This is a genomic window from Streptomyces sp. NPDC014734, from assembly GCF_043083325.1.
In the GTDB taxonomy this organism is placed as follows: Bacteria; Actinomycetota; Actinomycetes; order Streptomycetales; family Streptomycetaceae; genus Streptomyces.
Genome location: NZ_JBIBYN010000032.1, coordinates 1 through 11,775 on the forward strand (window position 1 = coordinate 1; position 11,775 = coordinate 11,775).

General features: G+C 70.5%; 10 protein-coding genes. 8 read left to right on the forward strand and 2 right to left on the reverse strand.

What is annotated here, in order from left to right; all coding sequences use genetic code 11:
- Positions 1 to 209: 209 nt before the first annotated feature.
- Positions 210 to 758, reverse strand: a complete 549-nt coding sequence (locus ACF1CT_RS33580; protein WP_391787801.1) for an NADAR family protein — start codon at positions 756 to 758, stop codon at positions 210 to 212.
- 204 nt (positions 759 to 962) lie between these two features.
- On the opposite strand from ACF1CT_RS33580, the gene ACF1CT_RS33585 reads away from it, so the two are divergent.
- From ACF1CT_RS33585 to ACF1CT_RS33620, 8 genes are all read left to right on the forward strand, one after another.
- Positions 963 to 2,477: a gamma-aminobutyraldehyde dehydrogenase gene (locus tag ACF1CT_RS33585; RefSeq protein WP_391787802.1), complete on the forward strand. Its 1,515-nt coding sequence runs from the start codon at positions 963 to 965 to the stop codon at positions 2,475 to 2,477.
- A gap of 42 nt (positions 2,478 to 2,519) precedes the next feature.
- A complete protein-coding gene (locus ACF1CT_RS33590) occupies positions 2,520 to 3,770 on the forward strand; it encodes a PotD/PotF family extracellular solute-binding protein (RefSeq protein ID WP_391787803.1) in 1,251 nt (416 codons plus the stop codon).
- A gap of 182 nt (positions 3,771 to 3,952) precedes the next feature.
- Complete coding sequence (locus ACF1CT_RS33595; RefSeq protein WP_391787804.1) at positions 3,953 to 5,101, forward strand: ABC transporter ATP-binding protein; 1,149 nt, start codon at positions 3,953 to 3,955, stop codon at positions 5,099 to 5,101.
- Positions 5,098 to 6,024, forward strand: a complete 927-nt coding sequence (locus tag ACF1CT_RS33600; protein ID WP_391787805.1) for an ABC transporter permease — start codon at positions 5,098 to 5,100, stop codon at positions 6,022 to 6,024. Before ACF1CT_RS33595 ends, ACF1CT_RS33600 begins: the two co-directional genes overlap by 4 nt.
- Positions 6,024 to 6,824, forward strand: a complete 801-nt coding sequence (locus ACF1CT_RS33605; RefSeq protein ID WP_391787806.1) for an ABC transporter permease — start codon at positions 6,024 to 6,026, stop codon at positions 6,822 to 6,824. Before ACF1CT_RS33600 ends, ACF1CT_RS33605 begins: the two co-directional genes overlap by 1 nt.
- 58 nt (positions 6,825 to 6,882) lie before the next feature.
- Positions 6,883 to 8,298, forward strand: a complete 1,416-nt coding sequence (locus tag ACF1CT_RS33610; RefSeq protein ID WP_391787807.1) for an NAD(P)/FAD-dependent oxidoreductase — start codon at positions 6,883 to 6,885, stop codon at positions 8,296 to 8,298.
- Between the two features lie 135 nt (positions 8,299 to 8,433).
- Complete coding sequence (locus tag ACF1CT_RS33615; RefSeq protein ID WP_391787808.1) at positions 8,434 to 8,901, forward strand: hypothetical protein; 468 nt, start codon at positions 8,434 to 8,436, stop codon at positions 8,899 to 8,901.
- Positions 8,902 to 9,084: 183 nt separating this feature from the next.
- Positions 9,085 to 10,911 (forward strand): chitinase, encoded by a 1,827-nt coding sequence (locus ACF1CT_RS33620; protein WP_391787809.1) that lies wholly within the window; start codon positions 9,085 to 9,087, stop codon positions 10,909 to 10,911.
- Here ACF1CT_RS33620 and ACF1CT_RS33625 read toward each other — a convergent pair.
- On the reverse strand, positions 10,862 to 11,719 hold the full coding sequence (locus ACF1CT_RS33625) for a phosphatase PAP2 family protein (protein WP_391787810.1): 858 nt from the start codon (positions 11,717 to 11,719) through the stop codon (positions 10,862 to 10,864). The two genes, ACF1CT_RS33620 and ACF1CT_RS33625, sit on opposite strands and share 50 nt — an antisense overlap.
- Between the last annotated feature and the right edge of the window lie 56 nt (positions 11,720 to 11,775).

The window sequence follows — 11,775 nt, forward strand, 5'->3', positions numbered from 1 at the left end:
GCAACCCCCGCCTTTTATTGCGGGCCCCCCACCCCCCCCCCTCCCCCCCCCCCGCGGGCCCCCCCCCCCCCCGGGGGGGGCCCGTTGCGGGCGCCGCGGGCCGGGCGCCCCACGGGAGGCGGTGCCGCCAGCGGCACCGGACATCCCGGCACCCCTCGCGGCCGGTGGGCCCGGTTCCGGCCCACCGGCCGCCGGGCGTCCGGCCGGGATCATCCGGCGCGCAGCGCCGCCCGGGCGTCCATCAGCGCGAACCCCAGCAGATTCAGCCCGCGCCACGTCTCCGGCCTCTCGGCGCGCGGATCGTCGGCGGCCAGCCCGATGCCCCATATCCGGTCCATGGGACTCGCCTCGACGAGGACCCGCTCCCCGGTGTTCAGAAGGAACTCCCGCAGATCCGCGTGGTGGGAGAACTTGTGGACGCTGCCGGCCACCACGAGGGCGTACCGCTCGCGCCGCCACACCGCCTCGTCGAACCCCCGGACCAGTCGGCCCGCCTTCTTCGCCTGGGCCGGGCTCTTGGCCGCCAGGGCCTGCGCCTCCGCCTCCGGGTCGTCGAACAGCCGGGCCTTGGCGGCCATCATCCAGTGCTCCGCCGTCGCGTACCGCACGCCGTCGGCCTCGAACGGTGACGGCCACCACTGGCTGAGACAACTCGCTCCGACGCGGCCGTCCGGGCGCGGGCGGTGGCCCCAGAAACGCAGGTACTTCACCCGCTCACCCCGTCGGGTCCGCGCCAGGAGGTCGTCCATGTGTTCCATGGCATGCGAGTCTGGCATCCGCCACTGACACTCCGTACCGGTAATTCGGCGCCGACGCGACACATGGTCGAAGGATTCCGTTGCGTAACCAAAAGGCAACAACGGAATCACTTGTTGGGGTCCACTACCTCTGTCAGGATCGGCACTCAAATCGAGCAGAAGCTACGCCGCCGCCCCTGTGGGCGCGCGGCGGAGGAGAGCGTCATGGGCAACAGCATCCAGGTGCGGGACCGCTTCGCGGACGGTGCACAGTACATCGGCGGAAAGCTGCGGTCCGGTACATCGGGACGCCACCACGACGTGGTGAACCCGGCGACGGGCGAAACGGTCCACAGCTACGAACTGGCGAGCACCGCCGACGTCGACGCGGCCGTCGCCGCCGCCCGCGAGGCGTTCCCCGGCTGGTCCGGCGCGACGCCCGCCGAGCGGTCCGAGGCGATGCACCGCTTCGCCGCGGTCCTCGCCGAGCGGGCCGACGACTTCGCGTACGTCGAATCCCTCCAGTGCGGCAAGCCGATCAAGCTCTCCACCGAGTTCGACGTGCCCGGCACCGTCGACAACACCTCCTTCTTCGCGGGTGCCGCCCGTCACCTGGAGGGCAAGTCGGCCGCCGAGTACGACGGCGACCACACCTCGTACGTGCGCCGTGAGGCGATCGGCGTCATCGGCTCCATCGCACCCTGGAACTATCCGCTCCAGATGGCCGCCTGGAAGATCCTCCCGGCCGTCGCGGCCGGTAACACCATCGTGCTGAAGCCCGCCGAGATCACCCCGCTGACCTCGCTGATGTTCGCCCAGGCGGCCACCGAGGCGGGCATCCCGGACGGCGTGATCAACATCGTCACCGGCGTCGGCAAGGAGGCCGGCGAGCACCTCGTCGGACACCCGGACGTCGTCATGACCTCCTTCACCGGCTCCACCGCCGTCGGCAGGCGGGTCGCGGAGATCGCCACCTCCACCGTCAAGCGCCTCCACCTCGAACTCGGCGGCAAGGCCCCCTTCGTCGTCTTCGACGACGCCGACCTGGAGGCCGCGGTCCACGGCGCGGTCGCCGGGGCGCTCATCAACACCGGCCAGGACTGCACCGCCGCCACCCGCGCCTACGTCCAGCGCCCCCTGTACGACGCGTTCGTGCGGGGCGTCGCGGAGCTGATGGAGACCGTCCGGCTCGGCGACCCGTTCGACCCGTCGACCGACCTCGGCCCGCTGATCAGCCACGCCCAGCGGGACCGGGTCGCCGGATTCGTCGAGCGCGCCCGCGCGTACGCCACCGTCGTCACCGGCGGCGAGGCACCCGGCGGCGAACTCGCGGCGGGCGCCTACTACCGGCCGACCCTGATCGCCGATGCCGCCCAGGACAGCGAGATCGTCCAGTCGGAGATCTTCGGCCCGGTCCTCGTCGTGCTGCCCTTCGACACCGACGACGACGGCATCCGCCTCGCCAACGACACCCCGTACGGGCTCGCCGCCTCCGCCTGGACCCGCGACCTGTACCGGGCGAACCGCGCCACCCGCGAGATCAAGGCGGGCTGCGTCTGGGTCAACGACCACATCCCGATCATCAGCGAGATGCCGCACGGCGGATACAAGGCCAGCGGCTTCGGCAAGGACATGTCGTCGTACTCCTTCGAGGAGTACACGCAGGTCAAGCACGTGATGTACGACAACACCGCGGTCGCCCGCAAGGACTGGCACCGCACGATCTTCGGGGACCGATAGTCCGGCCGATCCCGGCCACACCCACCCGAAAGGGCAACGCGCATGGAGCAGTACCAGCCCGAGCGCCTCTCCGCGGCCCAACTGGCCGCGATGCGGCGCAGTCTGACCGGCGGCCGGGGCGCCCTTACCCGCCGATCGCTGTTGCGCGCCTCCGGACCGGCGGCGCTCGCGATCGGCGGCCTGGGCACGCTGAGCGCGTGCGGCATTCCGCCGGCGAAGCGGGAGGAGGGCGCGGCGGCGGCCTCCGACGACCGCTCCGCCGCGGAGAAGCAGGTGAACTTCTCCAACTGGACCGAGTACATGGACGTCACCGACGACGGCAAGCACCGGCCCACCCTGGAGGCGTTCACGAAACGCACCGGGATCAAGGTCAAGTACACCGAGGACATCAACGACAACGTCGAGTTCTTCGGGAAGATAAAACCGCAGCTCGCGGCGGGCCAGGACACCGGACGCGACCTCATCTGCGTCACCGACTGGCTGGCCGCCCGCATCGTCCGTCTCGGCTGGGCACAGCCGCTCGACGCGTCGAACCTCCCGCACGCCTACGCGAACCTGTCGGCCCAGTTCCGCACGCCGGACTGGGACCCCGGCCGCGTCCACTCCTACCCGTGGGCGGGCATCCCCGCCGTCATCGCCTACAACTCCAAGGCGACCGGCGGCCGCAAGGTGGACTCCGTCAGCCAACTGCTCGACGACCCCGGACTCAAGGGCCGGGTCAGCTTCCTCTCGGAGATGCGCGACTCCATCGGCCTGACCCTGCTCGACATGGGCAAGGACCCCGGAACGTTCACCGACGCCGACTACGACGCCGCGATCGGCCGTATCCAGAAGGGCGTCGACAGGAACCAGATCCGGCGCTTCACCGGCAACGACTACACGGCCGACCTGGACAAGGGCGACATCGCCGCCTGCGTCGCCTGGGCCGGGGACATCATCCAGCTCCAGGCCGGGAACCCGGACATCAAGTACTCCATACCGACCGCCGGTTACGTCATATCCAGCGACAACCTGCTCGTCCCGGTGAAGGCCCGGCACAAGACCAACGCCGAGAAGCTCATCGACCACTACTACGAACCGAAGACCGCGGCCCGGCTCGCCGCGTACATCAACTTCGTCTGCCCGGTCGACGGGGTCCGCGACGAACTCGCCAAGATCGACAAGGCCATGGCCGACAACGTGCTGATCCTCCCGGACGAGGAGATGGCGGCCAGGTCGCACGCCTTCCGCTCGCTGTCCGCGGAGGAGGAGACGGCGTACGAGGAGAAGTTCGCCAAGCTCATCGGCGCCTGAGCGCCGGTCGGGCGACCTTCGACCGGGCGGCCACGCCCCGCCACGCACGCCTCCCGCGTTGCCGTCGGCCGCCGACGCCCTCCTCCGCCCGGGGCCGGCGGGGTCACCTCCCGAACGTGCCCCGATGCCCCGCCCTTCCTGTTCCTGCCCGACCTCTCCTGACACCACTGGGACCGCGACCCATGACACAGCAGCAGACCGGCGGCGACGTCCGCCTCACCGGGATCAGCAAGACGTACGGCTCCTTCACCGCCGTCCAGCCGCTCGACCTGACCGTCCCGCAGGGTTCCTTCTTCGCGCTCCTCGGCGCGTCCGGCTGCGGCAAGACCACCACCCTGCGGATGATCGCCGGACTGGAGGAGGCCACCACCGGCACCGTCCTGCTCGGCGACCGGGACATCACCGACCTCCCCCCGTACAAACGGCCCGTCAACACCGTCTTCCAGAGCTACGCGCTCTTTCCGCACCTCGACATCGCCGAGAACGTCGCCTTCGGCCTGCGCCGCAGGGGCATCAAGTCGGTCAAGAAGCAGGTCGACGACATGCTGGACCTCGTCGAGCTCGGCGACTTCGCCAAGCGCAAGCCGCACCAGCTCTCCGGCGGCCAGCAGCAGCGCGTCGCCGTGGCCCGCGCACTGATCAACCACCCGCAGGTGCTGCTCCTCGACGAGCCGCTCGGCGCCCTGGACCTGAAACTGCGCCGCCAGATGCAGCTGGAGCTCAAGCGCATCCAGACCGAGGTCGGCATCACCTTCATCCACGTCACCCACGACCAGGAGGAGGCCATGACCATGGCCGACACCGTCGCGGTGATGAACGGGGGCCGGGTCGAGCAACTCGGCGCCCCCGCCGACCTGTACGAGAACCCGAGGACGACCTTCGTCGCCAACTTCCTCGGCACCTCCAACCTCATCGAGGGCGAGATCGTCTCCGCGGACGGGGAACTCGTCGTGGCGGCCGGTGGCGGAAAGCTGCGGCTGCCCCGCGAGCGATGTACCGCCCCGGCCACGAGCGGCGGCAGGCTGCTGCTCGGGGTGCGCCCGGAGAAGATGTCGCTGGTCCCCGCCGAGGAGGCGGACGCGATAGCCGACGGCCGGAACCGGGTCACCGGCCGGATCGTCGACTCCAGCTTCATCGGCGTCTCCACCCAGTACGTGGTGGAGAGCCCGGCGGGCAAGGCGCTCCAGGTGTACGAGCAGAACGTCGAGCGGCGGGCGGGGCTCACGGCCGGCGCCGAGGTCGTCCTGCACTGGAACCCGGCGCACACCTTCGGACTGGACGCCGATCAGGACATCGCGGCGGGCGTGGAGACGGTGGAGGACGCGGCGTGACCGCCACCCAGGCGCCACCCGTCGCGCCCGTCGCACAACCGGCGATCCGCAAGGCGTCGACCCGCAAGCGCCTCGTCCCCTACTGGCTGCTGCTCCCCGGCATCCTGTGGCTCGTCGTCTTCTTCGCGCTGCCGCTCGTCTACCAGGCGTCGACCTCGGTGCAGACCGGCTCGCTGGAGAAGGGCTTCGAGGTCACCTGGCACTTCCAGACGTACTGGGACGCGCTGAAGGACTACTATCCGCAGTTCGTCAGGTCCCTGCTCTACGCCGGAACCGCCACGATCCTGTGTCTGCTGCTCGGCTACCCGCTGGCCTACCTCATCGCCTTCAAGGCGGGCCGCTGGCGCAACATCGTGCTCGTGCTGGTCATCGCTCCGTTCTTCACCAGCTTCCTGATCCGCACCCTCGCCTGGAAGACGATCCTCGCGGACGGCGGCGCGGTCGTCGACGTGCTGAACACCCTGCACGTCCTGGACGTCACCGGCTGGCTCGGCTGGACCGAGTCGAACCGGGTGCTGGCCACCCCGATGGCCGTGGTCTGCGGCCTCACGTACAACTTCCTGCCGTTCATGATCCTTCCGCTCTACACCTCGCTGGAGCGGATCGACGGCAGGCTGCACGAGGCGGCCGGCGACCTGTACGCCACCCCCGCCACCACCTTCCGCAAGGTGACCTTCCCGCTCTCCATGCCGGGCGTCGTCTCCGGAACGCTGCTGACCTTCATCCCGGCCAGCGGTGACTACGTCAACGCGGAACTTCTGGGCTCCACCGACACCAAGATGGTCGGCAGCGTCATCCAGACCCAGTTCCTGCGCGTCCTCGACTACCCGACGGCGGCCGCGCTCTCCTTCATCCTCATGGCGGTCGTCCTCATCACGGTCACCGTCTACATCCGCCGCTCCGGGACGGAGGACCTGGTCTGATGCCCGTACTGCGCTGGATCCGACGCAATGTCGTCGTCATCGCGGGTCTGCTGACCCTCGCCTACCTGATCCTTCCGAACGTCGTCGTGATGGTGTTCTCGTTCAACAAGCCGAAGGGCCGCTTCAACTACGCCTGGCAGCACTTCTCCCTGGACGCCTGGAAGGACCCGTGCGGAGTCGCCGACATGTGCGGCTCGCTCTCGCTCTCCCTCCAGATCGCCGCCTGGGCCACGCTCGGCGCCACCGTCCTGGGCACGATGATCTCGTTCGCGCTGGTCCGCTACCGCTTCCGGGCGCGCGGCGCGATCAACTCGCTGATCTTCCTCCCGATGGCGATGCCCGAGGTCGTCATGGCCGCCTCGCTGCTCACCCTGTTCCTCAACATGGGCGCGCAGCTCGGCTTCTGGACGATCCTCATCGCGCACATCATGTTCTGCCTGAGCTTCGTCGTGACGGCGGTCAAGGCGCGGGTGATGTCGATGGACCCGCGGCTGGAGGAGGCGGCCCGCGACCTGTACGCGGGACCCGCGCAGACCTTCCTGCGGGTGACCCTGCCGATCGCCGCCCCCGGGATCGCGGCGGGGGCGCTGCTCGCCTTCGCGCTCTCGTTCGACGATTTCATCATCACCAATTTCAACGCGGGCTCGACCGTGACCTTCCCCATGTTCGTCTGGGGATCGGCACAGCGCGGCACGCCCGTGCAGATCAACGTCATCGGCACGGCCATGTTCATCATTGCCGTACTGGTGGTTGTCGCCGGCCAGCTGATCGCGAACCGGCGGAAGAACAGCGCGCGCTAGCGCGCGACCGCGTGCGAGGAACAGCGCGCGCGGGAAAGCTCTGAAGGAGTTGGAAGTCATGGCCCCAGTCGCCATGCGTATGGCCGCGTCCTCACTCGCGGACGTCAGTCCCGTACCGTTCTGGCTGGACGACCCCGGCAGGCCGGCGGCGCTGCCCCCGCTCACCGGCGACGAGCACTGCGACCTCGTCGTCGTCGGCGGCGGCTACAGCGGACTGTGGACCGCGCTGATCGCCAAGGAGCGCGACCCACGGCGGGACGTCGTCCTGATCGAGGGGCGCGAGGTGGGCTGGGCCGCCTCGGGCCGCAACGGCGGCTTCTGCGCCGCCTCCCTCACCCACGGCCTGCCCAACGGCCTGGAACGGTGGCCGGACGAGATCGAGAAGCTGGAGGAGATGGGCGCGCGGAACCTCGACGCCATCGAGAGCGCCGTCGCCCGCCACTCCATCGACTGCGAGTTCGAACGCACCGGTGAGATCGACATCGCCACCGAACCGCACCAACTGGAGGAACTCCACGAGTGGCACGCGGAGGCCGAGAGGCTCGGCTTCACCGGGCTGGAGTTCCTGGACCGGGACGCGCTGCGGGCCGAGGTCGACTCGCCCACCTTCCTGGGCGGGCTCTGGGACCGGGACGGGGTGGCCATGCTGCACCCGGCCAAGCTGGTGTGGGGCCTGAAGCGGGCCTGTCTCGACCTGGGCGTGCGGATCTACGAGAACACCCGGGGCGTCGACCTTGCCCAGGCCGCCGGCGGCATGGCGGTCCGCACGCCGCACGGCAGGGTCCTCGCCCGCCATGTGGCGCTCGGGACGAACGTCTTCCCGTCGCTGGTCAGGCGGGTGCGCCCGTACACCGTGCCGGTCTACGACTACGCGCTGATGACCGAACCGCTCAGCGAGGAGCAACTCGGCTCGATCGGGTGGCGGAACCGGCAGGGCCTGGGCGACAGCGCCAACCAGTTCCACTACTTCCGGCTGTCGGCCGACAACCGGATCCTGTGGGGCGGCTACGACGCCATCTACCCCTACGGGGGCAGGCTGAGCGCCGCGCTGGACCAGCGCCCCGAGACCTTCCACAAGCTCGCGGGCCAGTTCTTCGGGTGCTTCCCGCAACTGGAGGGGGTCCGGTTCAGTCACGCCTGGGGCGGGGCCATCGACACCTGCTCCCGGTTCTCCGCGTTCTTCGGCACCGCGCACCGCGGCCGGGTCGCCTACGCCGCCGGATACACCGGACTCGGCGTCGGGGCCACCCGGTTCGGCGCCGAGGTCATGCTCGATCTGCTGGCGGGCGAACGGAACGAGCGGACCGAACTGGAGATGGTCCGCCGCAAGCCGCTGCCGTTCCCGCCGGAGCCGTTCGCCTGGACCGGGATCGAACTCACCAAGAGGTCCCTGGCCAGGGCGGACGACAACGGCGGGCACCGCAACCTGTGGTTGCGGACCATGGACCGGCTGGGGCTCGGCTTCGACAGTTGAGGGGCCGTCCTGCCGACGTGACCCACCTCACTACCAATGAGTAACAAACTCGCGTAAGAGTGCGGCGCCAACCCTCTCTCCCCGTGTGGACGTACCGGCGAAACGGAGCCGGTGGACACGGAATGGAGGCTGGTCATGACCAGCGGCGCGGGGGCAAGGGCGGCGGTCGAGTGGCTCGCATCGGCGGCACCCGACCCGGACGCCTGCCGGTGGGAGTGGGAGCGCGGTCCCAGGGGGATCGCGCTCCTTCCCGCGGGCAGGCGCTGGGACGTACTGATTCTTCCGGGGGAGCTGGGGCATCCCACGCTCGATGTGCTCACCCGTCTCGTCGACCGGCCCGGCCCGGTCCTCTCCGATTTCGGTGACGCCCGGATGGGCTTCTTCGTGCCGCCGGGCACCGCCGGCCGCTGGGTCGGCACCGGTGTGCGGGGGGTCGGCCGGGGGGCCTGGATCGTCGTGCCGCATCCGGGGCGGCGGGCCGTCGTCGGCGGGGTGCGCTGGCTCATCCCGCCGGACGGCACGGGGACGCTCAACGACGCGGCGCTGCTGGAACTCGCCATGCACGAGGCGGCGGCCGTCAGGGCCGAGGGGGGCGGCGACTGACGGGGGCGGAGGGCGGATCCACGGCCGGGGAGGGGGTGCGGGGGCAGGGGGCGTTATGGGGACGAATCGAGCGGGCGGCGGTGCTCCGGCGTGGTCGGCGTGATGCCAGAGGTCTTGACAACCTGATTGGTCTGGACCATGTTGTGGCCGCCGCACTCAATTCCCCCCTGTACGGAGGCCGTTGTGGAACGCACGGGACCCCCTGCCCGATTTACCGGACTTCTGGCCGTTTTCTCGGCCGCCCTCCTCGCCGCGGGCGGCCTCGCCGCCACCGCCCCGTCGGCCGCCGCCGCCGACGCGGACCTCGCGCGCAACGGAGGCTTCGAGGCGGGACTGGACGGCTGGAGCTGTACCGGCGGCAGCGGAGCGGTCGTCAGCACACCCGTCCACAGCGGCACTTCGGCGCTCAGGGCGACCCCGTCCGGCGGCGACAACGCCACCTGCTCCCAGACCGTCACGGTCAAGCCGGACTCCACGTACACGCTGAGCGCCTGGGTGCAGGGGAGCTACGTCTACCTCGGCGCGACCGGCACCGGCACCACCGACGTGTCCACCTGGACGCAGTCGGCGGCCGACTGGAAGCAGCTCACCACCACGTTCAGGACCGGGCCGTCCACCACCTCGGTGTCCGTCCAGACCCACGGCTGGTACGGCACCCCCGCCTACTACGCCGACGACCTCACCCTGGTCGGCCCCGGCGGCGCCCCCGTCGAACTGCCCGCCGCCCCCACCGGGCTGAAGGCCGGCACGGCCACCGCCTCCTCGGTCGACCTCTCCTGGACCGGCTCCGCCGGCGCCACCGGCTACAACGTCTACCGGGGCGGCACCAAGGTCCTCTCCGCCACCGGAACCTCCGCCACCGTGAGCGGGCTGACCGCGTCGACCGCGTACAGCTTCCAGGTGGCCGCGACCAACTCCGCGGGCGAGTCCGCGAAGTCCGCCGCCGTCCAGGCGACCACCGCGGCGGGCGGCGGAGGCGGGGGCGGCGGCAAGCTGCCCGCCCACGCGCTCGTCGGCTATCTGCACGCCAGCTTCGCCAACGGCTCCGGCTACACCCGGATGGCGGACGTGCCCGACTCCTGGGACGTCATCGACCTGGCCTTCGGCGAGCCGACCTCGGTCACCTCGGGCGACATCCGCTTCTCGCTCTGCCCGGTCACCGAGTGCCCGAACGTCGAGTCCGTCGCCGAGTTCAAGGCCGCCATCAAGGCCAAGCAGGCAGCGGGCAAGAAGGTGCTGATCTCCATCGGCGGCCAGAACGGCCAGGTGCAGCTCACCACCGCCGCCGCCCGCGACACCTTCGTCTCCTCGGTCAGCAAGATCATCGACGAGTACGGTCTGGACGGCCTCGACATCGACTTCGAGGGCCACTCGCTCTCGCTGAACACCGGGGACACCGACTTCCGGAACCCGACCACCCCGGTCGTCGTCAACCTGATCTCCGCGGTGAAGACCCTCAAGGCCAAGTACGGCGAGAAGTTCGTCCTCACCATGGCCCCCGAGACCTTCTTCGTCCAGCTCGGCTACCAGTACTACGGTTCGGGCCCCTGGGGCGGACAGGACCCGCGCGCCGGCGCCTACCTGCCGGTCATCCACGCGCTGCGGGACGACCTGACCCTGCTGCACGTCCAGGACTACAACTCGGGCTCGATCATGGGCCTGGACAACCAGTACCACTCGATGGGCGGCGCGGACTTCCACATCGCCATGACCGACATGATGCTCACCGGGTTCCCGGTCGCCGGTGACCAGACCAAGGTCTTCCCCGCGCTCCGCCCCGACCAGGTCGCCATCGGGCTTCCCGCGTCCACCCAGGCGGGCAACGGCCACACCTCGCCCGCCGAGGTCACCAAGGCGCTCAACTGCCTCACGAAGAAGACCGACTGCGGCTCCTACGCCACCCACGGCACCTGGCCCGACCTGCGCGGCCTGATGACGTGGTCGATCAACTGGGACCGCTTCAACAACGGGGAGTTCTCGAAGAACTTCGACGCCTACTTCGGGCGCTGACAGGTCCGCGGACCCCCGGCGCGGCGGCCGGCCCCGTGCCGAGCCGCAGGGACAGGAGCAGCAGCCCGCACAGGAACCAGCTGCCCAGCACGTCCAGCGGCCAGTGGTAGCCGCGCAGCACCAGACCGATGCCCGTCCCCGCCGTCACCGAGACGGCGGCGACGGGCATCATCCATGTCCGCCGCGGATACCGCCAGGTCAGCAGAGCCGCGGCGCCGTACGCCACCGCGGCCGTCGCCGCGTGGCCCGAGGGGTAGTAGCCGGTGGCATCGGTCAGCGGACCCGGGCGGGCGATCACGTGCTTCAGCGGGACCACCAGCAGCGGCACCGCGGCCATGGCGAGGGCCGCGGACAGCGGCGCGCGTCGCTGTCCGCGCACCAGCGCCCACCCGATCGCGCAGCCCAGCACCGGCAGCGCGACCTGCGTGTTGCCGAGATCGGCGAGGAATTCGGTGAGCCGGACCGGACCGTGCCCGACGACGGCGCGCGCGACCCGCTCGTCCGCCCGGCGCAGCGGTCCGTCGGCCACCACCTGCCAGGTGGTCAGCGCGAGGAGCGCCAAGAGGGCGCAGAGGGCGGGAACGAGAAGGGCCGGCCGCCCGGGAACAGGGGGGGAGGTTCCGGGGCGGCCGGTCGGACCGGTTTGCCGCGCGCCCCGGGGGGTGTGGGGCGAGCGGCCATCCGATCGGTGAGGAGGTCCGGAACCGAAGGTCCCGGGGATGTGCGCGAAGGCACGGCCGACACGGTGCCGGGGAAGCACCGGACCGGCGTCGCCGGCAGTCCCCTGCGGGCGGGGTGTCTCTCTCATCTGCGAAAACCGTACGACAGTCACGGGGGGACCGACAGGCGGAAACGGATCCCGCC

What these genes read in the sequence shown, in the direction of transcription:
- ACF1CT_RS33580 (WP_391787801.1), bottom strand. Translation starts at nt 758, where the DNA reads ATGGAACACATGGACGACCTCCTGGCGCGGACCCGACGGGGTGAGCGG.
- ACF1CT_RS33615 (WP_391787808.1), top strand. Translation starts at nt 8,434, where the DNA reads ATGACCAGCGGCGCGGGGGCAAGGGCGGCGGTCGAGTGGCTCGCATCG.
- ACF1CT_RS33625 (WP_391787810.1), bottom strand. Translation starts at nt 11,719, where the DNA reads ATGAGAGAGACACCCCGCCCGCAGGGGACTGCCGGCGACGCCGGTCCG.
- ACF1CT_RS33610 (WP_391787807.1), top strand. Translation starts at nt 6,883, where the DNA reads ATGGCCCCAGTCGCCATGCGTATGGCCGCGTCCTCACTCGCGGACGTC.
- ACF1CT_RS33595 (WP_391787804.1), top strand. Translation starts at nt 3,953, where the DNA reads ATGACACAGCAGCAGACCGGCGGCGACGTCCGCCTCACCGGGATCAGC.
- ACF1CT_RS33605 (WP_391787806.1), top strand. Translation starts at nt 6,024, where the DNA reads ATGCCCGTACTGCGCTGGATCCGACGCAATGTCGTCGTCATCGCGGGT.
- ACF1CT_RS33585 (WP_391787802.1), top strand. Translation starts at nt 963, where the DNA reads ATGGGCAACAGCATCCAGGTGCGGGACCGCTTCGCGGACGGTGCACAG.
- ACF1CT_RS33590 (WP_391787803.1), top strand. Translation starts at nt 2,520, where the DNA reads ATGGAGCAGTACCAGCCCGAGCGCCTCTCCGCGGCCCAACTGGCCGCG.